The following is a 25,788-nucleotide window of genomic DNA, read 5'->3' as shown; positions in this document are numbered from 1 at the left end:
TCTGAGGTATCGGCTGATCTCAAGGAGCATTGCAGCGTAGCCGATGTACGCCGCTGTCTCTCCTACCTGCTGCCACATCTGGACGCCTTCTGGGCGCAGCCGCTGGCTACCTACGCCACGGCCCTTTACGATGTCGAGCCGTTCTCTTGCGGAGATGAGGTGCGCGTGCATGCCATGGATCGGCTGCGCGTCTGCGTCGAGCGGGCTGCGCGCCGGTCAGGATATGGCGAAGAAGACGCCCTCAGCGCAAGCGCCGAAGTCCTTTCCGCGCCGGTCATGCAGACCGGGCCGCATGCAATGCTGCTGATCGAGCCGGACGCATTCTATACGCATATGTTCAGCCTGCTCGGCCTCATGTCGCATGGCCGGCAATGGCACATCACCTACTCGGTCTCGACGTCGGCTTTCAAGGAAAGCGCGAAGAAGGGACCGGGGTGGCTGAGGGTAGGCGGAGAAACCCTCAATGTTTTCGGCCTCCCACGCAAGCGCCTGATCGGAAGCAGCATCGGGTGCCTAAATGGCCCCTACCGCTACGCTTTTTCGAATTCGAGGCACGAGGTCGCGCCGAATGCGTCGGCCGCGCGCCTGTTGGCCGAACTCCCTGCCGCAGGATTTCCATCGGGCGCCGAGGCCATCAAAATGGGAAATCAGGCTCTTTGGCACGGAAAGCTCGCCGCGCCGGCGAAACTGCTGCAGCTTGACGATTTCGATATGGCCGACCTGATCGCGGATCATCTCGATGATAGGAAATCATGGCTGTCGGCGCACTTCTTCGATGGAGTGATGGCCGCGCTGTCGATCCTGGAAGAGACCGACCGCCTGAACGCTGGTCCATGGGCGGGCTGGGTTCGCCGCACCACCGATCTCTTCTGGGGCCTCGAGAAAAACAGGGTGGTCCCGTTGCATCTGGAGGGCGGCGCACTCAAGTCCCTGCGGTCACCGAGCTTCGAGGTGAAGCTCACTCCGAAACGACTAGCCGCTGCGCTTCGCGAGCGTGCAATCCTGCCCGGGATGTTCATGACCTATCTGGTGGTTTCGACCCTTCCAGGCGTCAGAGCTCTCGGTGGGTGCCGGCAGACAGTGTATCTTCCGCTTATGCGGTATCTGGCCTCTATAGGCGTCCGGCTTTCAGGTGCCGCGGGACTGCTCGCTGCACTTGAGAGGGACAAGCTGCCGGGAGTATGGGGACATCGCGTTCTAAAGCCTGCCGATACTGATCCTTTTCAGGAAATCGAAGCTGCGGGCGGAATCTCCCCTCTCCTTTCGACGTACGCGAACCTGACGCTGGAGCAGGCCAGCGGCGACCTAGCGAGCTTCACAACCGATCCCATCTGGGCCGAGATGTCCGCGCATATCGACGATGGCACAATCAAGCGCATCTCAAGCGAGTGGCTGTGGTCAGGACCGTGACGCGACACGGCATCCCGGCCTTTGGGTACTGCGTGATGGCAATTAAAGCTCAGGACGGGTTTCGGAAGCGAACGCCCACACCACCGCCGTCCGCGGGAATGAACTCTATTCCTGCGTCCTCAAGTACCGCTTGAATCCGTGCGAGCGTCGTTTCGCGCAACTCCTCCCCGCGCTCGAGCCGAACTACGGTTTGCGTTGAGACCCCTGCTGCCTTGGCAAGGTCGACAACTCCCCAGCCCAATGCTGTGCGGGCCAATCTGCACTGAATTGGCTTCATATCACCATACGATGGTGATTTATGTTGCATGTCATGGGCTCTTCCTGTAGGTCTTATCATGCAAGCGGCCAGATGGCGTGTTGGAGCACGCAATCTGACCTGACCATAATCAAGCTGGTAGGAGCTCGGATCATGGCTGATTCTGAGATTAGCAGAACTTTGCCTGCAATCATCCATGGAAACCTCCTCTCCACAAATGTCCGCATCTTCATGCAGCCGCTGCAGATAAGAAGCCGGATCTAAAGCTATCACAACCTCGCCCACCTGCCCTTTGCGACGACTGAATTCGTTCAACGGGAGCGGAAACGCGTGTGGTGAAGAAGCCCTTCATCTCGGCAGGCCGGGCGCAAAAAACCAAGGAGGGACCATCGCAATGCCATTTCTGCATCAATTCCGCTCGACAGTGTTTGCCGCGGCACTCGCCGCGACCGTATCGGCGGGCTTTCTCGAGAGCGCCGCCATGGCGGAAGATCTGCGCATCGGGACGCAGTTCAAGCTGATGACACTCGATCCGCACTATGCCGATCTCGGCGAGAACAATTCCCTCCTTTCCCATATCTACGAGCGTCTCGTGACCCAGGACGCACAGATGAACCCTGTGCCGCGGCTCGCGACATCCTGGAAGCGGCTCTCGGAAACGCAGTGGGAGTTCAAGCTGCGCGAAGGCGTCAAGTTCCACGACGGCTCGCCTTTCACGGCCCAGGACGTGATCTACTCGATCGAGCGCATCCGGGACTTCCTCAAGCCGCCGAGCGGCGGCTATCAGTCGTATACGCAGGCAATCAAGTCGGTATCGGCGCCGGACCCCTTGACCGTCGTCATCGAGACGACGAGTGACATTCCCACCCTGCCGCTTCTGATGACCCCGATCTTCATCATGCCTCACAAGGCGGATGGCTTCGCAACGACCGAGGATCTCAATGCCGGCGCGCGGCCGGTCGGGACGGGCCCTTACAAGTTCAAGAGCTGGCAATCAGGTGAAACGCTCAACCTGGAGTGGAACGACGCCTACTGGGGCGGAACGCCGGCCTGGACGAACGTCACCTTCCGCGTCATCGAAAGCCCTGCCGCACGCGTGGCAGCATTGGCGACCGGCGACGTCGACGTTGCGGACTCCATCCCGGCACGCGACGTCGAGGGCCTCGAACAGCGCGGCGTGAAGGTGGAAAGCGCCGCTGCCGCCCGTTCGAACTTCCTGCAGTTCGACATCGGCGGAGAGAAGCCGCCTGGGCTGACCGACAAGGCGGGTGGCGAGATCAAGAATCCCTTCCAGGACAAGCGTGTGCGGCAGGCCCTGACGCTGGCCACCGACCGCGCCTTCATCGCCGACAGGATCCTGCTCGGTTATGGCACCGCGGCCTCCCAGCTTTTCCCGACCGGCCTCGCCGGAACGTCGGCAAACCTGAAGGTGACGCCCCCGGACTATGAGAAGGCAAAGGCACTTCTCGCTGAAGCCGGTTATCCCGATGGCTTCAAGGTGGTGCTCGCCGGCCCGGCGGGCCGGTACCCCGGTGACGGCGAGTCCCTGCAGGCTATCGCGCAGAACTGGGCAAGGATCGGGGTAAGTGCTCAGCCCGAGGTGGCGCCGTTCTCGGTATTCGCCACCAAGCGGTCCAACGGCGACTATCCGGTCTGGTACGGCGGATGCTCCGGCGAGGCGGTGACATTCTGCCTCGGAGCGCTCCTTGGCTCCTCCGACAACGAAGCGGGCACGGGATCGCTCAACTACGGTAAGTACCGGAACCCGGCATTCGACGAGATGCTGGCAAAGGCGATGGCCATGGATGAAGGCCCCGATCGGAATGCAGCGATCGCCGAAGCCACGGAGTTCGTCATGGCAGATTATCCGATGATCCCGCTCTACCATTTCCATCTGATCGTCGGACATGGCGAGAAGGTCGGCTCCTATGCCGTGCATCCGCGCGGCTGGACGACCGCGATGCAGGCCGTACCCTCGGGTAAGTGAGGGGGACTGCCATGATGACCACCATCGTTGGAAGGCTGTCACAAGCCTTCCTCCTCCTCCTCGTCATGTCGGTGATCGGCTTTGCCGGTATCCATAGCGTGGGCAATCCCGTCTTCAACATCGTCAACATCGAAACAGCCACCGCCGAGGACATCCGCAACGCGACGATTGCCCTCGGCCTCGATCAGCCGCTCTGGTGGCAGTATTTCCTGTTCATGGGCAACGTCGTCACCGGCAATTTCGGGACGTCCTATATCTACCATCTGCCGGCCTTTTCGCTTGTCATGAGCAAGCTGCCGGCAACGTTCGAACTCGCGTCGACGGCCATGCTGATTGCCGCACCGTGCGGCACTCTGCTCGGGCTTCTGGCCGGTCGGCGGCAAGGGGGATTGCTTGACCGCATCGTCCTGAACGCGAGCGTGTTTGCGCTTAGCATCCCTTCCTTCTGGCTGAGCATGATGCTCATCCTCCTCGGCGCACTCGCCATGGGCTGGTTTCCCTCAAGCGGCCGTGGTGAGACAGTCTCGCTGCTCGGCCGGGAGTGGAGTTTTCTCACCTTCGACGGTCTCAGCCATCTGGCGCTGCCTGCCCTCGCCCTTGCCATTCCGAAGATCGCGCTTATCGCGCGACTGGCGCGGGCGGGCACTATTGAGGTGGAAAGCCAGGATTTCATCCGGTTTTGCCGGGCAAAGGGCCTGTCAGCGCGGCGGGTCCTGTTCCGGCATACCCTGCCGAACATCAGCATTCCCATCGTGACCATCGTCGGCATGCAGTTCGGCGGGATGCTGGCCTTCGCGGTGGTGGTGGAAACGATCTTCGCCTGGCCCGGCGTCGGCAAGCTTCTGATCGACTCCATCCAGCTTCTCGATCGGCCGGTCGTGATGGCAACCCTAGCCTTCGTCGCCGTCGCCTTCGTCGGGCTGAACGCCCTCGTTGACCTCACCTATGCCGCGCTCGATCCGCGCGTGCGCCTTTCCGCTTGAAAGGGGAACTCATGAAGGCCGAAACACTTCGCACATTGTGGAGGTATCCGTGGCAACACCGCTTCAGCCTCTCGCTGGTGCTGCTTGCCGCCTACATTCTGCTGGCGCTCGCAGCACCGTTCATCGCGCCGCAAAACCCTTATGACCCGCTGCAGATCCAGGCGTGGGAAGCTTCGTCCCCACCAGGAACCGTCAGTGGCGTTGGCTACGCCTATCTGCTCGGAACGGACGGACTTGGGCGCGATATCGTCAGCACCATACTCTATGGCCTGCGCCTGAGTCTTCTCGTTGCGGTCACCAGCACGGCGATTGCCGCCTTCATCGGGCTGACGCTCGGTGTCAGCGCCGCTTACTTCGGCAAGTGGGCAGACGCCCTTATCATGCGCATCGTCGATCTCCAGCTAAGCCTGCCCACCATCCTGGTGGCCCTCATCGCGATCGTCACGCTCGGTCCCGGCGTCGACCGCATCATCCTTGCAATCGTCATCGTGCAATGGGCAACCTATGCCCGACTTGCGCGTGGGGTGGCGCTCAGCGAGATCGGCAAGCCGTATCTCGATGCGGCCCGGCTCCTGCGACTGCCGACCCATCGCATCCTCTTTCGTCACCTCCTTCCGAACAGCATCGCCCCGGCCATCACCCTGATCCCGATCGAACTCGGCCATGCCGTCGCGCTAGAAGCCACCCTCTCCTTTCTCGGACTCGGAGTGCCGATCGACAAGCCGTCGCTCGGCTCCACCGTCGCAAACGGCTTCCAGTACCTGCTGACCGGCCAATACTGGATCAGCCTTTTCCCGGGCCTTGCTCTGTTCGGTCTTATCGCAAGCATCAACTTCGTCGGCGAAGACCTGCGGCGCCGGCTGGATCCCAGGAGGCGTTCCCATGGCGCATGACAACACGCGTGATCCTTTGCTGATGGTCAGCAATCTCACCTTGAAACACCGCACTCCAGCCGGCGCCACGACGATCCTCCACGATGTCAGCATCAGCCTGCAACGCGGCGAAGTCCTTGGTCTGATCGGCGAGTCCGGCGCGGGAAAGTCGACGCTTGGCAACGCCATCCTTGGTCTTCTTGCCGCAGATTTCGAGCGAACGGCCGGCACCATCCTCTTCGATGGCAAGACGCTCGATGGAATGGACGAACACCAATGGGCCGAAATCAGGGGACGGCGGATATCTGCGATCTTCCAGGATCACACCGCATCTCTCGATCCGCTCATGGCCGTCGGCCCCCAGGTTGAAGAAGCTATCCTCGCCAACAATGACAAGACGCTGCGCAAGGAAGCGCGGGCCATGGCCCTCGATTTGCTCGTTCGCGTCGGCATTCCGGATGTGCGCGAACGATATGACAACTACCCCCACCAGTTCTCGGGCGGTCAGCGCCAGCGCATTGTGATCGCAATCGCACTTGCCGGCGCACCCGATATCATCATCGCCGACGAACCGACCTCCGCCCTCGATGCGACGGTGCAAAAGCAAATCCTCGCGCTCCTGCGCGAACTCGTCGACGAGACCGGCGTGTCGATCATCCTTGTCACTCACGACATGGGCGTCGTCTCCGATATAACCGACCGGGTGGTTGTCATGCGCCACGGCAAGGTTGTGGAGTCCGGCGTCACGGCATCGGTACTGGACGCCCCACAGCGCACATATACCCGCAGCCTCCTCGCCGCCGTCCCCAGATTGCGGTTGTCGGATAGTCCAGCGGAGCATGTCGCCGAGACCGATACGCCGCCCATCCTCGCCGCCCGGGGCGTCGCCAAGACCTTCTCCAGCGGATTTGCCTGGTTCAGGAGGAAGGCCCACAAATCCGCGTTGCGCAACGTTTCGGTGGTGTTGGAGCGCGGCGCGATCACCGGCATCGTCGGGGAAAGCGGCAGTGGCAAGAGCACGATCGGCCGGATCATCGCCGGGCTGGAGACTGCCAACAGCGGCAATCTCGATATCGACGGCAGGCGGTTCGACATTTCTCGGCCCGGCCGTCGGAGCGGTCTGCTCGGTGAGGTCCAGATGATCTTCCAAGATCCGGCGATCTCGCTGAATCCGCGCATGCCGATTGGAGAGACGCTACGGGAAAGTGTCCGGTTCGGAAGTCGCCAATCGGGCGACCCGAGGCAGGATGTGGTCAATATGATGGATCGCCTCCAATTGGCACACAGCCTTCTCGGCCGATATCCGCACCAACTGTCGGGGGGACAGAAGCAGCGTATCTGCATCGCACGCGCCCTTCTCGCCGGCCCGCGGATCATCGTTGCCGATGAGCCCACGTCAGCGCTTGACGTATCCGTGCAGGCGGAGATTGTCGCGCTGCTCAAGGAGAATGTAGCGGAGCGGGCCATTTCGATGCTCTTCATCTCGCACGACCTGGCGCTGGTGCAGGCGCTTTGCAGCTCAATCTACATCTTCAAAGATGGCGAGGTGGAAGATGCCGGTCCCTCGGAGTTCATCTTCTCGCGCTCGCAAAACCCGTACACGCGCAGCCTGATCGACGCGCGCCCGAAGCGTTTCACGCATTGACGGCAGCGACGTCGCAGGCATTGGGCACAACTCGAATTTGCTCTTCATCTATCTGCACGCCGCGTCCATGCGCAGCGAGGAAAGGTCTGTCATGATAAACAGGTTCACGATCGCCGTTACCGGGCAATCACTCATCAAACACGATACCCGCGACGTCAGCACGCCCGGTTTCAGGGAAGTCCAGGAGGTGCTCCAGCGAGCCGACTTCGCTTTCACGAACTTCGAAAGCACGATACTCGGCAACCATGGAGGATGGCCGCTCAAAGGTGCGGTATTCGGCTGCAGCCAGCCTAATGCTCTGGACGCATTGCAGGCACTTGGCTTTCAAGGGCTTGCGCTGTCGAACAACCATGCGTTCGACCTCGGTCCCTCCGGCGTTCTTTCCACCCTGGAGGAGGTGGAGAGGCGCGGGTTCCTTCACGCCGGCATCGGGCGCAACCGGACGGCGGCGTCGCGCGCTGCGAAGGGCTTCGTTGGCGGGCGGAAGGTGGCCCTTGTCGCCATGGACGGGGGACCTGGACCTGACTTCATGTACGCCGCGGATGCTTCCATCGGCCGTCCTGAACGCCCCGGCGTTAACCGGCTGAAGCTGTCGAAGGTGATCGATGTCGACGCCGAGGCTTTCGAGCAGTTGCGCGCGATCCGCGACAATGTCGGCTACACAGCGATGGACCTCGCCAATGACAGCCAACCTGACGACACGCCACATGTCGATCCTGAGGTTGAGCTGAGCATCGCCCGCGCGATATTCAGGCGCTCCGATCGGTTCGGCCGAAACGTCAAAATCGACGAAGACTCCCTCTGCCGAAATCTCGCCGCGATCACGTCAGCGTCCGAAGAAGGGTGCCTAGTCATCGCGTACCTGCACCACCATCACTGGGCCGCGGACTGGTATCAGGTGGCTGAATGGGTGGGGGCCGTCGCGAAGAAATGCATCGACGCGGGGGCGGCCATGTTCGTGAGCCATGGCGCTCCCGTCCTTCAGCCGATCGAAATCTACCGCGGGCGGCCGATATTCTACAGTCTGGGCAATTTCATTTTCCACGTCAAATCCGTGAAATCGAAATGGCGGGCGCGTGAAGTGTGGGAGAGTGTGATTGGCCTGTGCTCGTTCGACGACGATGGCCAGGTTGCCGGCGTTTCATTTCACCCGGTCGTTATCGGTGGTGCAGAAGCCTTGAAAAGCGAAGCTTTGGAAGAGCGCCTTGCACCAGAGCTTGCCCACGGTCACGACGCGGAAAGGATTCTCCAGCGGTTTCGGGAGCACTGCGGAAAATTCGGCGTGGGCATTGAGATTTTGGACGACACAGCGCGCATTCGCATCTAACCCTCTGCCGATCGACCACATCTGGGTGTGGGCGATCAATGGAAATTTCGACTTGTGACCTTCAACCGATCGATCAGCAAGTCCGGCACGTATATCTCACGTGCCGGCACTGCCTCCTTTGGCCGCCCACGCGAATCTGGCGCGCCATTGCCATAGGCGAATTCGTCGCCTCGTCCGTGGCGCAAGGGAAACTGGTCGTCGCGCTCACCCAACCGGCCAAGGTCCTCCGAAAGATCGAAGATCCGTTGCGCAACCAGGTGCACCACGTCACCTTCGCGCTGAATCTTCCCGTTGATCGCCAACATCGAGCTTGAGAGAACGAGCCGTCGCTGGCGCTCGAACACGTTTGGCCAGACAACCACGTTGATGATGCCAGTCTCATCCTCAAGCGTCATGAACATGACCCCTTTGGCCGAGCCGGGACGCTGGCGCACAAGGACGAGTCCACCGCTCATCAGCCATTGGCCATCCCGAGCGGCGATAGCTTCGGCGCAGGTCACCATCCTTTTCCGGCGAAGATCCTCGCGGAGAAAGGAGACCGGGTGCTGACGGAGGGTCAATCCGATATGGGAATAGTCCTCGACAACTTCATGCCCCGCCCGCATCGAGGGCAATTGCACGTCAGGCTCCTGGGCTTCGCCGACCTGGCGGGCTTCGCGCTCGGCGGCTGCGGTCCAGAGGGCGAGCGGCTCATCGCGCAACGCCTTGATCGCCCAGAGCGCGTCCCGGCGCTGAAGGCAAAGCGAGGGCAGAAACGCATCCGCTTCCGCCAGCTTCACCAACGCGGCCGTCGGAACGCCGGAGCGGCGCCAGACGTCATCGACGGAGGTGAACAGCTCATCGGCACGCGCCGTCACGATCCGGGCAGCGTCGGCCGTCGAAAGCCCCTTCACCATACGCATACCCAAGCGAACAGCCTTGTGTCCGTCACCTTCATCCTCGAGCGTGCAATCCCATCGCGAGGCATTGACACAGACGGGCCGGACTTCGATGCCATGTGCCTGCGCATCGGACACGATCTGGGCCGGCGCGTAGAATCCCATCGGCTGCGAATTGAGGAGCGCGGCACAAAAGGCATCGGGATGGTGGCATTTCACCCAGCTCGACGCATAGGCGATCAAGGCAAAGCTGGCGGCGTGGCTCTCGGGAAAGCCATAGCTCCCAAATCCCTCGAGCTGGCTGAAGGTCCGCTCGGCGAAGTCCGCCGAATAGCCGTTCTTGACCATGCCGGCGACGAGCTTGTCCTTGAACTTCGAGACGCCACCGGAGAACTTGAACGTCGCCATGGACTTTCGGAGTTGATCGGCCTCGCCGCCGGTAAAGCCAGCGCAGACCATTGCAACCTTCATCGCGGACTCTTGAAACAGCGGAATCCCGAGGGTTTTCGATAGAACGGCCTCCAACTCCGGCGTGGGATACTCGACCGGCTCCTTGCCCTCGCGCCGACGGAGATAGGGATGCACCATGTCGCCTTGGATCGGCCCCGGGCGGACGATGGCCACCTGGATGACGAGATCATAGAAGGTGCGCGGTTTCAGCCTTGGAAGCATCGACATCTGCGCCCGGCTCTCGATCTGGAAGGTGCCCAGCGTGTCGGCCTTGCGGATCATCGCATAGGTCCGCGGATCTTCGGCGGGAATGGAGGCGAGATCGCGCACGTCGCCCTTGTGCTCCGCCATCAGCGCGAACGCCTTCGACATGCAGGTCAACATGCCCAGGGCGAGCACATCGACCTTCATGAACTTCAGCGCCTCGATGTCGTCCTTGTCCCATTCGATCACCTGGCGATCGTCCATGCGCGCCGGCTCGATCGGCACGAGATTGTCCAGCCGATCCTGGGTCAGGACGAACCCGCCCGGATGCTGGCCGAGATGGCGCGGGGCGCCCATGAGCTGCTGCGCTAGTTCAAGCGTCAGCTTCAGCCGGTAATCGGCCGTGTTGAGATTGTTCTCCTTCAGCTGGCTTTCGGAAAGGCCATCCGACCATCTCCATATCCCCGACGAGAGCTGCCCGATCATGTCTTCCGGAAGACCGAGCGCCTTGCCCACGTCACGCAACGCGCCCTTGGCCCGATAACGGGTGACGGTCGCACATAGGGCCGCGCGGCTCCGGCCATAGGTCTCGTAGATCCACTGAATGACCTCTTCGCGCCGTTCGTGTTCAAAATCGACATCGATATCGGGTGGCTCGTCTCGCTCCTGGCTGATGAAACGCTCGAAGAGCAAGTCGTTGGTGTCGGGATCGATGGAGGTCACGCCGAGGCAGTAGCAGACGGCCGAGTTCGCGGCCGATCCCCGTCCCTGGCAGAGGATGCCTTTCGACCTGGCAAAACGGACGATCGAGAACACCGTGAGAAAGTAGGGCGCGTAGTTCATCGTCCGGATCAGCTCCAGCTCGTCGCGCAGGGATTTCCGCACCTTCTCCGGCACACCCTCGGGGTAGCGCCCATCTGCGCCTTCCCACGTAAACTTCACCAGCGACTGATGCGGATCGAGACCGGGCACGATCGCCTCTTCCGGATATTGGTATTGGAGCTCCTTGAGATCGAATTTGCAGCGATCGACGATTTCGCGGGTGCGGGCCAGCGCTTCGGGATAATTGGCAAAGAGCCGCTGCATCTCATCGGGGTGTTTGAGATGCCTATCGGCGTGGCGCTCGCGGTCGAAACCGACGTCGTCGATGGTGGTGCGCGTGCGGATGCAGGTCACAACGTCCTGGAGCTGGCGGCGGCCCGGCTCGTGGAACAGCGCATCGTTGGTGACGATCGTTCTGACCTTGTGACGGGCCGCCGTCGTGGCGATGCCGTGCAGACGCAGCTTGTCGTTCGGCCGGCGGCGCAGGCATAGGCTCACATAGGCGCGATCACCGAAGAGATCGGCCATCTTGCGCAGTTGCACCGCGCAGGTCTCGTCGGCCTCATCCGGGACCAGCACGCCGATCATGCCGGCGGCGTGCTCGGAGACATCCGCGAAATCGATCAGGCAATTGCCCTTGCCACCGCGCGCCTTACCGAGCGACAGCAACCGCGTCAGCCGCGAATAGGCCGGTCGATCCATGGGATAGACGAGAACCGACATGCCGTCGGTGAGATCGAGCCGGCACCCGACGACGAGGCGTACGCCGCTCGCCTTGGCGGCCTCCCAGGCGCGCACAACGCCGGCGAGGCTGTTGCGATCGACAACACCGAGCGCTTCGATACCCAGCGCGGCCGCGGCGGCGAACAGCTCGTCGGCGCTGGAAGCACCGCGCAGAAACGAGAAATGCGTCGTGACCTGAAGCTCTGCATACCGCATCACCCGAAGACCCCATGCACAAACCAAAGGTGCGAGCCGGTCTCCGGATCAATGCCGTCGCCGGCGCGATAGACCCAGTAGCGCTCGCCAAGCTCATCCTCGACGACGAAGTAGTCCCTTACCGCCTGGAACTCGCGCGGCCGCATCCACCATTCGCCGAAAATGCGTTCCGGGCCGTCGGCTCGAACGACCTTTCGCCTTTTGCCGCGCCAGGTGAACACGACCGGCGGCTGGTCCGGCAGGAGCGCCATGACATCGATGCGCTCGGGGTTTGCGAGGAGCCGAGACGGACGCGGCCACTTGTTGGCCCAGGTCTGGCCGATGTCGGGTGCGGTCGCTGAAATCCGTCGAACGGAACGCTCCGGCACATCGGACGCCACCGGCGCGACCCTGAAGAGCCGATGACCACGATTGCCCAGGATATCGACCAGCGGCGTGATGTCGGCAATCTCCTCCTCGACGAGCGATGAGACCACCTGCCGCTCTTCCAACGGCTCGGCGAAGACGGCGACGAGCACCAGCTTCTCGATGCCGAATCCGGGATCGATGGTCTCGATACGGTCACAGAGCAATTTCGACAGCCGCGTGGGATCGCGGACCGGCTTGGCGAGACCGGCGCGAAGGTGCTGACGCGTGTTGTCGACACGATGGATGGCGAGGTCGCAGCGCCGCGCGCCGAGGCCGTTTTCCGCCAGCTTGGCCGAGAGCTCGTCGACCAGGCGCCGGACATATTTCGCGATGGTTTCCGGCGCGCCGATCGGTTCCGCGAAATTTTTCGACACCTCGACCAGCTCCGGCGTCCGGATCGGTTCGATCGGCTCGGCGATGCGCCCGAACAACTGGTCGAGCCGGCGTGCAGGGTCCGGGCCGAAGCGCAGGGTGAGCGGCGCGCGCGGCATGGCGGAAAGTTGGCCAACCGTATCGACGCCGAGAACCCGCAAGCTCTGGACCGTCTCGGTCGGAAGCCGCAAGGCGAGGATCGGCAGGTCGACCATGGCTTTCGACACATTGCCGACCGGAACCACCGTCGTCTCCGCGGAGATCAGCCGGGCGATGGCGTGCGACGCGCCCCAGGTGTCGGAGACCGCCGCCCTTGCTGTGAGGCCATGGCCACGCAGACGATTGACCAAGCCCGTGATGAGAAGATCCTCGCCACCGTGAAGATGGTCGGCGCCCTCGGTGTCGATGACCAAGCCGTCGGCGCCATCGACGGCGACCACCGGGCTATATTGACGGAGCGCCCATAGCGCCAGCCGCTCGAGCGCGGCCGCATCTTCGGCCGGTGCTGCATCGACCATCATGAGATCGGCAACCATGGCCTGCGCTTTGCTGGCCGGCATTCCGACGCGCAGCCCGAGCTTCATGGCAGCCGGATCGGCAGCCGAGATCCAGCGCTTCGATCCACGCCGCGCGATCACGACGAGCGGCTTGTCAGCCGGCAAGGCTTCGCCAGCGTGCCGTCTGATCCGCTCTGTCGCCAGATGTGGGAAGTAGACAGATACGACCCTTGTCATCGGGGGCTCCAATTTCGAATTCGGCGCATTCGCCTGCTTTGACGCGCATCAGTTCCGCCAGCCAGCGCGCCCGCCCGACGCCGGCCACCGGCAATCGTTCCGACGGCAGGTTGCTGATGCGCCACCGCGTCGTCGAGGCCGTCGGCTGCCCATAATCCGACGCCTCGTTCTGCCGCCGCCAGCGCCGCAGCACGATCGCCATGGTTCCCGTCTTCTCCGCCGCCAACTGCAAGCGGCGCGAGGCGGTCATCGACAGGCGGACCAGCTCGCCGACGACGCAGGAAAGACCGCCGAAAGACAGCCCTTCCTCCATGGAGGACAGCACCTCCTCCTCCCGATCGCTTTCGCAGAACACGACCCGGTCAGGATGAAGGCCGGCCTGCGAGATCGCCGGGAAGAAGAGGTCCGGGCGCGTCATGCACCACAAGACCTTGCCCTTCGTCCGGGCGGCGACGCCGGCGGAAAACAGCGCCGCGGCCGCTCCATCGACCGTGCCGCCTCCCCCGCCGGCAACCTCATGCAACGCGCCGATGGTCAGCCCTCCGCCCGGCAAGGCCCGATCGATCTCCGGAACCGCGAAGGGCAGCACGGAGCGGGCGGGCGCGGCCCCGCCTTCTAGCTGGCCAATGCGCTCGCGAAGCTCGGCAAGCACGGGATTGAGGGCAGGGTTGGCCACGGCAGAATTGTTGCTCCTTCAGGGTTTTCAGCCGTCCTTTAAGCTGATACGTTCTTTATTTGTTCCGATTGACGAAGTGAGTCAATCGGGCTTCCGAGCGGGAGCTCCTCTCGCGGCTAAGGCGTTGAAACGAATCCAATAGCTGCATCAAGGGGATATCCGGCGCTCGGAGGGACAGGAAAATTTTCTCAGGCGCTGGGGACACATGACGACGGTATATCTCGACAAACTCAACGACCGCCAGCGGGAGGCGGTCGAGCATGGCGTCGGTCTGGCGGATGGCGCAATCGGCGGGCCGCTGCTGATCATCGCCGGCGCTGGATCGGGCAAGACCAATACCCTGGCGCACCGCGTCGCGCATCTGATCGTTAATGGCGCCGATCCGCGCCGCATCCTGCTGATGACGTTTTCCCGCCGCGCGGCTTCGGAAATGACGCGCCGCGTGCAGAGGATCTGCCGGCAGGTGCTCGGCGACAATGCCGCGATCATGACCGATGCGCTCGCCTGGGCGGGGACTTTCCATGGCATCGGTGCTCGGCTCTTGCGCATGTATGCGGAACAGATTGGGCTCGGTGTCGATTTCACGATCCATGACCGAGAGGACAGCGCGGACCTGATGAACATTGTCCGCCACCAGCTCGGATTCTCGAAAACGGAAAACCGCTTCCCCACCAAGAGCACCTGCATCGCGATCTATTCGCGGGTGGTGAACTCGGAGACGTCGATCGGCGAGGTCCTGAAGGCCTCCTATCCATGGGCTGTGGAATGGGAGCGCGAGCTGAAGGAGCTTTTTGCCGGCTATGTCGAAGCCAAGCAGACGCAGAACGTCATGGATTACGACGACCTCCTCCTCTACTGGGCGCAGATGGTCTCCGACCCGGACCTGGCGGACGACGTCGGCGGTCGCTTCGACTACGTGTTGGTCGACGAATACCAGGATACCAATCGCCTGCAGGCTGCCATCCTGATGTCGCTGAAGCCGGGCGGGCGTGGTCTCACGGTCGTCGGCGACGACGCGCAATCGATCTATTCGTTTCGCGCGGCGACTATACGCAATATCCTCGATTTCCCGAACGAGTTCTCGCCGAAGCCGGCCGACGTCATCACGCTCGACCGCAACTACCGTTCGACGCAGCCGATTCTCGCCGCCGCCAACGGCGTCATCGGCCTGGCACGCGAGCGCTACACGAAAAACCTCTGGACCGATCGCGCATCGGAGCAGCGGCCGATGCTTGTGACGGTGAAGGACGAGACGGACCAGGCCGCCTATATCGTTGAGCAGGTGCTGGCCAACCGCGAGGTGGGTGTTCCCCTGAAGCAGCAGGCCGTGCTGTTCCGCAGCTCCAACCATTCCAGCGCGCTGGAAATCGAGCTGACCCGCCGGAACGTGCCCTTCGTGAAGTACGGCGGCTTGAAATTCCTCGATGCCGCCCACGTCAAGGACCTGCTCGCCGTTCTACGCTTTGCCCAGAACCCGCGCGATCGCGTTGCCGGCTTCCGGGTGCTCCAGCTTCTTCCGGGCGTCGGGCCGCAGACGGCCGGCCGGATCCTCGACACGATCGCCGCCGATCCGGAGCCGCTTCAGTCGCTCGCCGAGATCCCGCCGCCGCCCAAGAGCGGGGAGGACTGGCCCACCTTCATCACGCTCGTTTCCGCCTTGCGCAAGGCCGAGGCCGGCTGGCCGGCCGAGATCGGCACGGTGCGGATGTGGTACGAGCCGCATCTCGACCGCATCCATGAGGATGCCGACACGCGCAAGGCAGACCTGCTCCAACTAGAGCAGATCGCCAGCGGCTATCCGAGCCGGGAACGCTTCCTGACGGAGCTGACCCTCGATCCGCCGGACGCCACCAGCGACCAGGCCGGCGTGCCGCTGCTCGACGAGGACTATCTGATCCTTTCGACCATCCATTCGGCCAAAGGCCAGGAGTGGCGGTCGGTGTTCATGCTCAACGTCATCGACGGCTGCATTCCGTCCGACCTCGGCACGGGGACAACGGCCGAACTGGAGGAGGAGCGCCGGCTCCTCTATGTCGGCATGACGCGTGCGCGCGACAGCCTCGCCCTCATCACGCCGCAGCGCTTCTATACCTATGGGCAGAATTCCCAGGGCGATCGTTACGTCTCGGCCTCGAAAAGCCGTTTCATCCCGGCAACCCTGTTGCAATTCTTCGAGACGACGAGCTGGCCCAAGGTCAGCGCAGCCGCCGGCGAACGGAGCACGCGGAACGTCCGCATCGATGTCGGCGCGCGGATGCGCTCGATGTGGCAATGATGCAATCCGGAAAGATGCGAGAACACGCGATCTGGGGCGATGGACAAGCAGGACGCGATCGAGACGACGGCAGTGGATGCGGAACGCGAAGAGCGGGTCCGGCGCATCATCCATGTGGACATGGATGCCTTTTACGCCTCTGTCGAACAGCGCGATAACCCGGAACTGCGCGGCAAGCCGGTTGCCGTCGGCGGCTCCGCGGCGCGCGGCGTCGTCGCTGCCGCCAGTTACGAGGCACGAGCCTTCGGTGTTCGATCTGCCCTCCCCTCCGTCACGGCCAAACGGCGCTGCCCGGACCTGATTTTCGTGCCGCCGCGCTTCGACGTCTACCGCGCCGTCTCCGGGCAAATCCGCGAGATTTTCTCCGAGCACACGGACCTCATCGAACCGCTCTCCTTGGACGAAGCCTATTTGGATGTGACGGAAAACAAGCAGGGCATCACGATCGCCACTGAAATCGCAACGATCATCCGGGCGCGCATCAAGGAGGTCACCGGCCTCAATGCATCGGCCGGCATTTCCTATTGCAAGTTCCTCGCCAAGATGGCGAGCGACCTCAACAAGCCGAACGGTCAGGCCGTCATCACGCCGAGACATGGACCCGGCTTTGTCGATGAGTTGGCGGTCAAGAAGTTTCATGGCGTCGGGCCGGCGACCGCGGCGCGGATGGAGAAGCTCGGCATCCTTACGGGCGCCGACTTGAAGGCGAAGCCCCTCGCCTTCCTTCAGGAGCATTTCGGAAAATCCGGGCGCTGGTATCACGACATTGCCCGCGGCATCGATAATCGCCCGGTCCAGCCGGACCGCCCGCGCAAATCCGTCGGGGCCGAAGACACCTTCATGACCGACATCTTCGATCTGCAGGCGGCGCGCGCAGAGATCACACCTCTGGTCGAAAAGGTCTGGCGGCATTGTGAGGCAAAGGACCTTCGCGGGAAAACGGTCACGCTGAAGGTGAAGTATGCCGACTTCCAGACCATCACCCGCAGCAGGACGGCAGCCGTCTCGGTCGCGGCGGCGGGTGAGATGGAAGCGATTGCACTGGCGCTGCTCGATGGCCTTTTCCCGACCGAAAAGGGTATCCGTCTTCTCGGCATCACCGTGTCGTCGTTCGCCGAAGAGTCCGCTGCCGATCCCGACCAGCTCGCGTTCACGATATAGCCGCGCGGAACAATGTCACCGTTCGCGCGGCTATATCGTAAACATTAGGCCAACGATTGTGTATGCTGAAAAGCCTCACGACGCCGGGCGACCACGCCCCCGATATGCTCTTAGGTTTCTGAATGAGGTCAGGAGCCCGGGAGGGCCGCCAATGCCCCGCGACAGGCGGCGAACATGTCGAGATCACGCTCGTAGGCTTTGGTCGTGACGTTCATCATGCCAAGCAAGCTGGAGAAGAGATTATCGTGCGACAACGGCATCGTCGCAGATTTTTTCAGGCAATCGAGATTTAACCCCATGGATGAGGCGAATTGCCGATCGAACCATGCGATCAGCGGCACACGCGTCTGTTCGTCTGGCGCCATGAAGTAGGGCGTGCCATGCAGGTATAGATTATTCTCGCCGAGCGATTCGCCATGGTCCGAAACGTAGAGGAAGCCGGTGGATAGCGTCACTGTCCGCGCCTTCAGACGTTCTACGATCTTCGATAGGATGAAATCCGTATAGAGAATGGCGTTGTCATAAGCGTTGACGATCTCCGAGTCCTTGCATCGGGAAAGCTCCGTCGTCCGGCAGTCAGGAATGAATTTTCGAAACGCATCCGGATAACGCTCGTAGTAAGCTGGACCATGATTGCCGAGTTGATGCAACACCAGGACGCTGTCCTTCGTAATCCCGTTCAGCCATTCATCGATCTTCTCCAAGAATATCTCGTCCTTGCAGTCACCGTCCTTGCAGAACCGTGAATCGGACGATCCTGTAATGATCACGTTGCGAACTCGGTCGGCAACACCCTTGCTGCCGGTATTGTTTTCCATCCAGGTCACATCAACCCCCGCACGGACGAGAACATCGAGGACGTTCTCGTTCTCCAATCCGGTCTTATGGTCGTAACCCGATCGCTTCAGATTGGAGAACATGCAGGGTAAGGAAACGTCAGTGGCCGTGCCGCAGCTTGAAACATTCGAAAAGTAAATGACGTCTTGCCGTGCGAGCTCCGGATTGGTCTCACGCGCGTACGAGTCCAGGGAGAAGTTCGCGGCGCGTGCCGTCTCTCCCACGACGATGATAGCGACGCGAGGCTTGGTGGAACCATCTGCTCGCGCATCAATTTTTGCATCCCCACCCACCGGCTTCACCGATATGATGATCTCCTGGCTTGCGCCGAGGATATACTTTGTCGTGCTAACAAGCGGCGTGATTGGATTGAGCGTTTTTATCAGATCTCTTTTGGTACGAACAACTGCTGAGTACGGCTTGTAGAATGCCGCGCCCAAACTCACGAAAACTAGAAAGCAGACGAAGATCGTTATCGCGTTTTGACGAATCTTACGGCCGAACGGCTGATGGACGATGCGTATCCAGGTCAGAAATGCGGTCGGCAGGAAGAAATAGAGTGCAAAATGCTTAATGAGCCCTGGAGTGAGCAGATCTTGTGATTCCGCCTTGGTCGTTTCAAAAGCGTTGCGCACCATATCCGTGTCCACAAATACACCGTAGGTATCCGTAAACCACGCCGCCGCCGTCGCCACGGCAATGTAGAGTATGAGAACCGGTTTGATGATGTACTTTATTGAAACAGCTACTGTGCCAATTGCAAAAAGCGCGAAGATGGCGACCCAAAGCGCCGCATAGGCCGAAGGATCATTTTTCAGGTAGAGCCCCGCCTTGGACCAGAAGGTGGCATTAAGGAACAGCAGCAGGTAAACCGCTACCACAATGCTCGTAACAAGATCCCCCAGCTGCGGCCGGAATCGGTTCAATTGCGCCCTGAGCGTTGCAGCGGCCATGTGTTTCATGCCTCGATACCCATTTGTCCGCGAGCTTTTTGGCAACGTTTACTCTCTCTAGCGACTAGAGCTTCAAGAGACTTTTTTTTTCAGGTTTGCCCACACTCTTTCGACTGCGAGCACCTTCAACCAGGATCGCTTTGGATCAGACGGCTGATTGAAGGGCACGATCACGCGTGCCGGGCGAGAAGCGCGCCCCGCGGGTCCACCTGGACCGTGACATGATCGATGCCGTGCCCTTCCTTGAGAAAGGACGCGACGACCGACGGCAGGGTCAATGGGTCGATCCCCTCCTTAGGGCTGACGTGGACGGTCGCGACGATGCTTTCGTCCGTCAAGGTCCATGCATGGAAGTCGCCCGCCTCGGCGATGCCCGGTAGATTCTGCAGGCCCGCTTCGATTTCATCGGCATTGATGCCTTTCGGCGTGGCCTGCAGGAGCACGCGGATGGAATCGGAAACCAGCCCCCAGGCCGAGCGGATGACGAGGCCGGCGACCAGCACCGAGAGAAGCGGGTCAAGAACACTCCATCCGGTGAGCATGATGCCGATGGCCGCCACAATGGCGCCGACCGATCCGAGAAGGTCGCCGACGACGTGAAGGAGCGCGCCACGCAGGTTGCTGTCACCGCTGTCGCCGGACCATAGCGCATAGGCGCCGATAAGGTTCACGACGAGACCGATGGTCGCGACAACGAGCATCGGACCGGCGAGGATCTCCGCGGGCTGGTTGATGCGCTGCACCGCTTCCCAGGCGATCCACTTTAAACCAAGACTGTCTGTTCGTTCTGTAAGCGGGGTTCTTGGCGAGCTGGCTACGGCATATTCTTCATCATTTCTGGTGTCATCGGCATCATATTCGCGTTAAGGTGGTACATGATCCACAATGAGCCGGAAACCGCGATAAAGATGATGACGACGGTGAAAATTAGCGCCATCAGCGTCCATCCGCCTTCCGCGCGGGAGTTCATATGCAAGAAGTAGATCATGTGGACCACGATCTGCACCGCAGCGAAGAGTATGATCAAGACGCCCGTCGCGGTCTTGTTTTCAAGGACATTACCCATCACCAGCCAAAACGGAATCGCGGTCAGTATCGCAGCAAGTAGGAAGCCCGTTACGTAGCCACGAAAGGACCCATGCGTCCCGCCATGGCCGAGCCCACCGTGTTGATGGTCATGATCATGGTTGCCGTGCGCGTGGGCGTGTGGATTCGAACTCATATCAAAACTCCCATCAGGTAGACGACGGAAAACACGCCCACCCAGACTACGTCGAGGAAATGCCAGAACATGGAGAGGCAAGAGAGCCGCCGGCAGTTTTCCGAGCTCAGTCCATACCTGGCGATTTGCACCATCAGCGTCACAAGCCAGACAATGCCAATGGTGACGTGAAGGCCGTGTGTTCCAACGAGGACGAAGAAGGCCGACAGGAAGCCGCTGCGCTGCGGCGTGGCCCCCTCCCCGATCAGCTTGATAAACTCGTAGAGTTCCAGCCCGATAAAGGCGAGGCCGAAGAGACCAGTAACGGCCAGCCAGAAAAGCGTCTCCGATCTGGCGCCACGCTCCATCTGCAGCATGGCGAAACCGAAGGTGATCGACGACAGAAGCAGGAATGCCGTATTGATGGAGACGAGCGTCAGGTCGAACAGGTCGGCCGGCGACGGGCCTGCCGCATAATTGCGCCCGATCACGCCATAGGTGGCGAATAGGACGGCAAAGATCAGGCAGTCGCCCATCAGATAAATCCAGAAGCCCAGGCTGGTGGCATTTTCCGGATGACGTTCCTGTTTCTGGTAGAATTCCGGCTTTACCGACGAAGTGTCGTGAGTTTGGTTCATGGTCTCATGCCCTTCCTGCAAGCAGGTCGGTGCGGGCGGCCTCCGTCTCGACGACCGTCTCGACTGGGATGTGGTAGTCCCGCTTGTAATTGAAGGTATGGGCAATCGCGACGCTCATGAGCGCCACGAAGGACAGCGCCGCCAGCCACCAGATGTACCAGATCAGAGCGAAAGCCAGAACGACGCTAAGCCCGCTGAGAACAACGCCAGTACCTGTGTTTTTCGGCATATGGATGGCCTGGAAACCATCGACCGGGCGTTCATGACCTCGCTCTTTCATATCCGACCATGCATCGAGGTCATGAACGATTGGAGTGAAGGCGAAGTTATACTCAGGTGGAGGGGATGAGGTGGACCATTCGAGCGTGCGGCCATCCCATGGATCGCCTGTCTCGTCCTTCAGTTGATCACGTTTCACATAGCTGACGAAGAGTTGGACCAGGAACGCCACGATGCCGAGCATAATCAGGAAAGCGCCAAAAGCTGCAATGATGAACCAGATCTGTAGCGACGGATCGTCGAACTGGCTGACGCGGCGAGTGACGCCCATCAGGCCAAGCACGTAGAGCGGCATGAAGGCAAAGAAGAAACCGATCTGCCAGAACCAGAAGCTCAGCTTGCCCCAGAAGGGATCGAGCCTGTAGCCGAACGCCTTAGGCCACCAATAGACAATGCCCGCGAGCAGACCGAACAATACACCACCGATAATCACATTGTGGAAATGGGCAACCAGGAACAGCGAATTGTGGAGCACGAAATCCGCGGGAGGAACGGCAAGAAGCACACCTGTCATACCTCCAATCACGAATGTGACCATGAAGCCGATCGTCCAGTACATGGGCAGCTCGTAGCGGATGCGGCCTCGATACATCGTGAACAGCCAGTTGAACATCTTCGCACCGGTCGGGATCGAGATGATCATCGTGGCAATGCCGAAGAAGGCATTGACAGAGGCGCCGGAACCCATCGTGAAGAAGTGGTGTGCCCACACGAGATAGGACAGGATGGTGATGACGACGGTCGCGTAGACCATCGAGGTGTATCCGAACAGGCGCTTGCCGGAGAAAGTCGATACGACTTCCGAGAAAACGCCGAAGGCCGGCAGAACGAGGATGTAGACCTCCGGATGGCCCCAGATCCAGATGAGATTGATATACATCATCGAATTGCCGCCAAGATCATTCGTGAAGAAATTTGTTCCCACGTAACGGTCGAGCGAAAGAAGGGCGAGCGTCGCCGTAAGGATAGGGAACGTCGCGGCGATCAGGATGTTGGAGCAAAGCGAGGTCCATGTGAAAACCGGCATCTTCATGAAGGACATGCCCGGCGCGCGCATCTTCACGATGGTCGCGATGAGGTTGATGCCAGACAAGGTCGTCCCGACACCGGCCACCTGTAGCCCCCAAATATAATAATCGACGCCGACGCCGGGACTGTAGTCCGCGCCGGAGAGCGGCGGATAGGCGAGCCAGCCCGTACGGGCGAATTCCCCAACGAAGAGCGACATCATCACGATGATGGCTCCGCCCACAGTCATCCAGAAAGAGAAGTTGTTGAGGAAGGGGAAGGCGACATCGCGGGCGCCGATCTGCAGCGGCACGACATAATTCATCAGGCCAGTGATCAGCGGCATGGCCACGAAGAAGATCATGATGACGCCATGCGCCGTAAATATCTGGTCGTAGTGGCTCGGCGTCAGATAACCCTCGTTGCCGCTGAAGGCAATCGCCTGCTGGATGCGCATCATGATCGCATCGGCAAATCCCCGTAGCAGCATCACGAGCGCGAGGACCACGTACATGATCCCGATCTTCTTGTGATCCACGCTGGTGAACCACTCCCTCCAAAGGTAGCCCCAGAGCTTGAAGTAGGTGACGGTACCGAGGATCGCGGCGCCGCCGATGGCGACGACGATGAAGGTAACCATGAGGATGGGCTCGTGCAGGAAGGCAAGGGACTCCCATGACAACCTGCCGAAAATGAATTCCATTATGCTGATGTTCGTAGGCATTCGTGTTTCCAGTATCTGTCAACCGATGGTCATGGATTGGAGATGTCATTGGTTCGCGCGAATGAGACACCTTGCGTGCTGTTTTTTGCCGGGACACTACCGTCCATGACCGTGCCGTTTGGCATGACATGGCCAACTGCTGCCTGGCTCGCTTCCGACGCGGTCATGGCGCTTCGGTCGTCAGTGACCGCACTTGCTTCGGAGGCTGATCCTGTTACGGCATCGTCCTGAATTCCGTCGGCCTCGGGTGTCAAAGGCGGATAGAATACATCGAGACCTCTGAGCGGCGCGCGGCGCGTATCGTAGTCGAGCCTCTCCCTGTTCTTCTCGCTTTCGAGACCGCCACCGCCCATCTTGTCGATATGCATCATCTGGTTCATGCACATCGTGCCGGGGGTGGCGCAGAGATTCAGGATCGAATCGTAGAGTCCGCTGTCGACGCTGGCGTAGTAACGCACTGGCTCCTTGATGCTCGGCTTTTCCAGCTTCATATAGCTGTCGCGATTAAGCGTGGTGCCTACCCGCTTCACTTGCGTCACCCAGGTGTCGAAGTCAGCCTGGGTCAAGCCGCGGAACTTGAAGCGCATCTGCGAAAAGCCGCCGCCGCTGTAATTGGCCGAAAGCCCCTCGTAGTCACCAGGAACGTTCATGACCGCATGGAGACGTGTCTGCATGCCCGGCATAGCATAGATCATGCCCGAGAGCGCCGGAACATAAAAAGCGTTCATGACCGATGATGACGTAATCTTGAAGCTGATCGGAACGTCCACCGGCGCTGCGAGTTCGTTGACTGTAGCGATGCCATATTCCGGGTAGAAGAACAGCCACTTCCAGTCGAGCGCCACGACTTCCACGGTCATGGTCTTTGTATCTTCCGTGACCAGCCGTTGCGCATCGATCCGGTCGAGCGGACGATAGGGATCGAGTTTGTGAGTGCTGATCCAGGTGATCGCACCAAGCACGATGATGATGGCCAATGGCGCCGACCAGATCACTACCTCGAGAGCAGTCGAATGGTGCCATTTGGGGTCGTATTTCGCCCTTTTGTTAGACTGGCGATAGTGCCAAGCGAAAAAGAGGGTGAGAAACATCACCGGTACGATGATGAGCAGCATCAATAGCGTCGAGACAACGATAAGATCCGCTTGTTGCCTTGCGATATCGCCTGAAGGCGACATGACGACCATTTTGCAACCGCCCAGCAGGAGCAACAGCGGGACGACAACGGCAAGGCGAACGAACTTCTTGGAGAGAAGCACTTCTGACTCCCTGGAATTAACCTCGGGTCTTTGAATGAAAGAGGTTCCCGGTTGCCCCGGTGGCGTCTGTCCGCAATGGTACACCCGAGGCACGGAGCTGCCGGATGACAGATTCCGGAACAATGGGCGCAATGCGGCGAAGCCGGCTACAAGCGCAAGGCTTGACGGGCTGCCGGGTTATTCGCTTTTTTTACGACTTTGGAGGGTGTGGGATCAGATAGTACTGGTTCTCGAACCGCGGTTGCGCGGGGAGGATGAAGGCAAGCTTCTCGCATGCCTTATGCTCGTTCAAGTCGACATAAGCAGACGGCTGCCAGTTCCGAACATGTTGGTCGGCATCGGAAACGGCCAAAACCTTACTCTCGGGAAAGAGCCTGGTTTCGTTGGCGTTCAGCGCAACCACGATCTGAAGAGAGGAACCATCGATATGCGGCTTCGCAAAAGCATTGCCTGAGACGACCTGGAAAGAGATCATCAACAGAAAAATCACGATCTTCCGGCCGACCGACATCATGTTGCATGTCTGCTCATAGTGATAAAACAAGGCGAGGATTTATCAAAGAAGCCAACTCAAAAAAAGCAGGATATCTCGCGTGCGCCAATTTGTCCGAAACATGTTGCCGGGATCCGGAAACCATTGCTCTACCTTGGATCGCGATTGACCGTTCGATTCTCACGCGGGATGAACACGATCGAGAGCGGGTGTTGTCAGCGCCATAGACAATCGTAACAGTGGGTCCGGACACGTCCTCAAAGCGGTGAGTTCGGGAAGTCGGCGGCGCTACTTGACGCTACCGACGGCGTCGGCACGACCGTCCTGCAGTTTGATCCACTTGCCGGCATCGGCTGAGGACTGACGCTTCAGATATCGGTACTCGGTGTCCGACCAGAGCAGGATCTTGTTGCGCATATTGTCGAGCACGAAATCGCCGCGATCGGTACGAAGGGTCAGCACCGCGTGGCCCTGTCCGCTCGGCTGAACGACGACGGTGATCAGCAAGTTGGAAGGCGAGATCCCGGCCTCGATAAGCTTCTTACGCTTAATCAGAACGTAATCCTCGCAGTCGGCGGCACTTTGCGGGTAGGTCCAGAGTTCTTCAACGCCGTAGATTTCCATGTCCGTCAGTGGCAGATAATCCACGTTCGCGTTATAGTTCACGTTGACGATAGTCTTCCAGTTTTCCTGTGTTAGAGCCATCGGGCCCTTGTCCTCGCCGTTGGGCTGGCATTCTTCGGTATATTTCTTGCAGAATGTATAGTGGCCGATCGGCTGGCTAGTCTTGCCAGCGAGTTCCATCGCCGCGGGAAGGGCCATGGCCTGTGCGGCGACCATGGAGAAAAGAAATGCGAGTGCACTGACCTTGATTGCTTTTGTCATTGTTCTGTCCTCGTTCAATAATGGGACAATGACATTGATACTTTGATCTTGCGCAAAAATTAGAAGAATAATTTAGTTTAAATCAAGGTAGAACATGCACTAAATGAAAATA

General features: G+C 60.3%; 20 protein-coding genes. 8 read left to right on the top strand and 12 right to left on the bottom strand.

Features of this window, described 5'->3' with window-relative positions; genetic code table 11:
* The first annotated feature begins 174 nt into the window (after window positions 1–174).
* Window positions 175–1,410, top strand: a complete 1,236-nt coding sequence (locus tag AC1Q6Z_RS28430; protein WP_492649966.1) for a hypothetical protein — start codon at window positions 175–177, stop codon at window positions 1,408–1,410.
* Between the two features lie 49 nt (window positions 1,411–1,459).
* Here the strand turns inward: AC1Q6Z_RS28430 and AC1Q6Z_RS28425 are convergent, their stop codons facing one another.
* Window positions 1,460–1,687: a helix-turn-helix transcriptional regulator gene (locus AC1Q6Z_RS28425; RefSeq protein WP_242225027.1), complete on the bottom strand. Its 228-nt coding sequence runs from the start codon at window positions 1,685–1,687 to the stop codon at window positions 1,460–1,462.
* 373 nt (window positions 1,688–2,060) lie between these two features.
* Here AC1Q6Z_RS28425 and AC1Q6Z_RS28420 point away from each other — a divergent pair, with 373 nt between their 5' ends.
* The 5 genes from AC1Q6Z_RS28420 to AC1Q6Z_RS28400 all read left to right on the top strand — a co-directional run bounded on the left by AC1Q6Z_RS28420 (window position 2,061) and on the right by AC1Q6Z_RS28400 (window position 8,480).
* Complete coding sequence (locus AC1Q6Z_RS28420) at window positions 2,061–3,653, top strand: ABC transporter substrate-binding protein (RefSeq protein WP_306041552.1); 1,593 nt, start codon at window positions 2,061–2,063, stop codon at window positions 3,651–3,653.
* 11 nt (window positions 3,654–3,664) lie between these two features.
* Window positions 3,665–4,636 (top strand): ABC transporter permease, encoded by a 972-nt coding sequence (locus AC1Q6Z_RS28415; protein WP_242224959.1) that lies wholly within the window; start codon window positions 3,665–3,667, stop codon window positions 4,634–4,636.
* An 11-nt stretch (window positions 4,637–4,647) separates the two neighbouring features.
* The gene (locus AC1Q6Z_RS28410; protein ID WP_306041555.1) at window positions 4,648–5,529 is read left to right on the top strand and encodes an ABC transporter permease; all 882 of its coding nucleotides are present in this window, start codon (window positions 4,648–4,650) and stop codon (window positions 5,527–5,529) included.
* Window positions 5,519–7,153, top strand: coding sequence for a dipeptide ABC transporter ATP-binding protein (locus AC1Q6Z_RS28405; protein ID WP_306041557.1), 1,635 nt, complete (start codon window positions 5,519–5,521; stop codon window positions 7,151–7,153). The genes AC1Q6Z_RS28410 and AC1Q6Z_RS28405 overlap by 11 nt, the downstream gene beginning before the upstream one ends.
* Window positions 7,154–7,244: 91 nt before the next feature.
* A complete protein-coding gene (locus tag AC1Q6Z_RS28400; protein WP_306041559.1) occupies window positions 7,245–8,480 on the top strand; it encodes a CapA family protein in 1,236 nt (411 codons plus the stop codon).
* A 35-nt stretch (window positions 8,481–8,515) separates the two neighbouring features.
* On the opposite strand, the gene AC1Q6Z_RS28395 is transcribed toward AC1Q6Z_RS28400, so the two are convergent.
* Genes AC1Q6Z_RS28395 through AC1Q6Z_RS28385 form a run of 3 tightly spaced genes read right to left on the bottom strand, consistent with a single transcriptional unit; the run spans window position 8,516 to window position 13,963 of the window.
* Window positions 8,516–11,773, bottom strand: coding sequence for an error-prone DNA polymerase (locus AC1Q6Z_RS28395; protein ID WP_306041347.1), 3,258 nt, complete (start codon window positions 11,771–11,773; stop codon window positions 8,516–8,518).
* Window positions 11,773–13,287, bottom strand: a complete 1,515-nt coding sequence (locus AC1Q6Z_RS28390; RefSeq protein ID WP_306041349.1) for a Y-family DNA polymerase — start codon at window positions 13,285–13,287, stop codon at window positions 11,773–11,775. The genes AC1Q6Z_RS28395 and AC1Q6Z_RS28390 overlap by 1 nt, the downstream gene beginning before the upstream one ends.
* Window positions 13,205–13,963 carry an ImuA family protein gene (locus AC1Q6Z_RS28385; RefSeq protein ID WP_306041351.1) on the bottom strand — a complete coding sequence of 253 codons (759 nt, stop codon included), beginning with the start codon at window positions 13,961–13,963 and terminating at the stop codon, window positions 13,205–13,207. The genes AC1Q6Z_RS28390 and AC1Q6Z_RS28385 overlap by 83 nt, the downstream gene beginning before the upstream one ends.
* Window positions 13,964–14,168: 205 nt before the next feature.
* On the opposite strand from AC1Q6Z_RS28385, the gene AC1Q6Z_RS28380 reads away from it, so the two are divergent.
* Complete coding sequence (locus tag AC1Q6Z_RS28380) at window positions 14,169–16,238, top strand: ATP-dependent helicase (protein ID WP_306041353.1); 2,070 nt, start codon at window positions 14,169–14,171, stop codon at window positions 16,236–16,238.
* Between the two features lie 39 nt (window positions 16,239–16,277).
* Entirely contained in the window at window positions 16,278–17,399 is a 1,122-nt protein-coding gene (gene dinB / locus AC1Q6Z_RS28375) for a DNA polymerase IV (RefSeq protein WP_306041354.1), read from the top strand.
* Between the two features lie 128 nt (window positions 17,400–17,527).
* On the opposite strand, the gene AC1Q6Z_RS28370 is transcribed toward dinB, so the two are convergent.
* The 8 genes from AC1Q6Z_RS28370 to AC1Q6Z_RS28335 form a co-directional block, all read right to left on the bottom strand.
* Window positions 17,528–19,198: a phosphoethanolamine transferase gene (locus tag AC1Q6Z_RS28370; RefSeq protein ID WP_306041355.1), complete on the bottom strand. Its 1,671-nt coding sequence runs from the start codon at window positions 19,196–19,198 to the stop codon at window positions 17,528–17,530.
* A gap of 161 nt (window positions 19,199–19,359) precedes the next feature.
* Complete coding sequence (locus tag AC1Q6Z_RS28365; protein WP_370360527.1) at window positions 19,360–19,947, bottom strand: cation diffusion facilitator family transporter; 588 nt, start codon at window positions 19,945–19,947, stop codon at window positions 19,360–19,362.
* A gap of 56 nt (window positions 19,948–20,003) precedes the next feature.
* Window positions 20,004–20,411 (bottom strand): cytochrome o ubiquinol oxidase subunit IV, encoded by a 408-nt coding sequence (gene cyoD, locus AC1Q6Z_RS28360; protein ID WP_023515138.1) that lies wholly within the window; start codon window positions 20,409–20,411, stop codon window positions 20,004–20,006.
* Window positions 20,408–21,028 (bottom strand): cytochrome o ubiquinol oxidase subunit III, encoded by a 621-nt coding sequence (gene cyoC, locus AC1Q6Z_RS28355; RefSeq protein WP_023515137.1) that lies wholly within the window; start codon window positions 21,026–21,028, stop codon window positions 20,408–20,410. Before cyoC ends, cyoD begins: the two co-directional genes overlap by 4 nt.
* 4 nt (window positions 21,029–21,032) lie before the next feature.
* On the bottom strand, window positions 21,033–23,039 hold the full coding sequence (gene cyoB / locus AC1Q6Z_RS28350) for a cytochrome o ubiquinol oxidase subunit I (protein WP_242225009.1): 2,007 nt from the start codon (window positions 23,037–23,039) through the stop codon (window positions 21,033–21,035).
* A gap of 29 nt (window positions 23,040–23,068) precedes the next feature.
* Window positions 23,069–24,226, bottom strand: a complete 1,158-nt coding sequence (cyoA, locus tag AC1Q6Z_RS28345; RefSeq protein ID WP_306041572.1) for a ubiquinol oxidase subunit II — start codon at window positions 24,224–24,226, stop codon at window positions 23,069–23,071.
* A 262-nt stretch (window positions 24,227–24,488) separates the two neighbouring features.
* Window positions 24,489–24,812, bottom strand: coding sequence for a hypothetical protein (locus AC1Q6Z_RS28340; protein ID WP_242225007.1), 324 nt, complete (start codon window positions 24,810–24,812; stop codon window positions 24,489–24,491).
* A 267-nt stretch (window positions 24,813–25,079) separates the two neighbouring features.
* A complete protein-coding gene (locus AC1Q6Z_RS28335) occupies window positions 25,080–25,676 on the bottom strand; it encodes a transglutaminase-like cysteine peptidase (protein ID WP_306041361.1) in 597 nt (198 codons plus the stop codon).
* Between the last annotated feature and the right edge of the window lie 112 nt (window positions 25,677–25,788).

This window comes from Shinella sp. GW835-FHT14H05, from assembly GCF_058793575.1.
This window is presented reverse-complemented; position numbering and strand designations above follow the sequence as displayed.

What these genes read in the sequence shown, in the direction of transcription:
- AC1Q6Z_RS28430 (WP_492649966.1), top strand. Translation starts at nt 175, where the DNA reads ATGGATCGGCTGCGCGTCTGCGTCGAGCGGGCTGCGCGCCGGTCAGGA.
- AC1Q6Z_RS28425 (WP_242225027.1), bottom strand. Translation starts at nt 1,687, where the DNA reads ATGAAGCCAATTCAGTGCAGATTGGCCCGCACAGCATTGGGCTGGGGA.
- AC1Q6Z_RS28420 (WP_306041552.1), top strand. Translation starts at nt 2,061, where the DNA reads ATGCCATTTCTGCATCAATTCCGCTCGACAGTGTTTGCCGCGGCACTC.
- AC1Q6Z_RS28415 (WP_242224959.1), top strand. Translation starts at nt 3,665, where the DNA reads ATGATGACCACCATCGTTGGAAGGCTGTCACAAGCCTTCCTCCTCCTC.
- AC1Q6Z_RS28410 (WP_306041555.1), top strand. Translation starts at nt 4,648, where the DNA reads ATGAAGGCCGAAACACTTCGCACATTGTGGAGGTATCCGTGGCAACAC.
- AC1Q6Z_RS28405 (WP_306041557.1), top strand. Translation starts at nt 5,519, where the DNA reads ATGGCGCATGACAACACGCGTGATCCTTTGCTGATGGTCAGCAATCTC.
- AC1Q6Z_RS28400 (WP_306041559.1), top strand. Translation starts at nt 7,245, where the DNA reads ATGATAAACAGGTTCACGATCGCCGTTACCGGGCAATCACTCATCAAA.
- AC1Q6Z_RS28395 (WP_306041347.1), bottom strand. Translation starts at nt 11,773, where the DNA reads ATGCGGTATGCAGAGCTTCAGGTCACGACGCATTTCTCGTTTCTGCGC.
- AC1Q6Z_RS28390 (WP_306041349.1), bottom strand. Translation starts at nt 13,287, where the DNA reads ATGACAAGGGTCGTATCTGTCTACTTCCCACATCTGGCGACAGAGCGG.
- AC1Q6Z_RS28380 (WP_306041353.1), top strand. Translation starts at nt 14,169, where the DNA reads ATGACGACGGTATATCTCGACAAACTCAACGACCGCCAGCGGGAGGCG.
- dinB (WP_306041354.1), top strand. Translation starts at nt 16,278, where the DNA reads ATGGACAAGCAGGACGCGATCGAGACGACGGCAGTGGATGCGGAACGC.
- AC1Q6Z_RS28370 (WP_306041355.1), bottom strand. Translation starts at nt 19,198, where the DNA reads ATGAAACACATGGCCGCTGCAACGCTCAGGGCGCAATTGAACCGATTC.
- cyoD (WP_023515138.1), bottom strand. Translation starts at nt 20,411, where the DNA reads ATGAGTTCGAATCCACACGCCCACGCGCACGGCAACCATGATCATGAC.
- cyoC (WP_023515137.1), bottom strand. Translation starts at nt 21,028, where the DNA reads ATGAACCAAACTCACGACACTTCGTCGGTAAAGCCGGAATTCTACCAG.
- cyoB (WP_242225009.1), bottom strand. Translation starts at nt 23,039, where the DNA reads ATGCCTACGAACATCAGCATAATGGAATTCATTTTCGGCAGGTTGTCA.
- cyoA (WP_306041572.1), bottom strand. Translation starts at nt 24,226, where the DNA reads ATGGTCGTCATGTCGCCTTCAGGCGATATCGCAAGGCAACAAGCGGAT.
- AC1Q6Z_RS28340 (WP_242225007.1), bottom strand. Translation starts at nt 24,812, where the DNA reads ATGATGTCGGTCGGCCGGAAGATCGTGATTTTTCTGTTGATGATCTCT.
- AC1Q6Z_RS28335 (WP_306041361.1), bottom strand. Translation starts at nt 25,676, where the DNA reads ATGACAAAAGCAATCAAGGTCAGTGCACTCGCATTTCTTTTCTCCATG.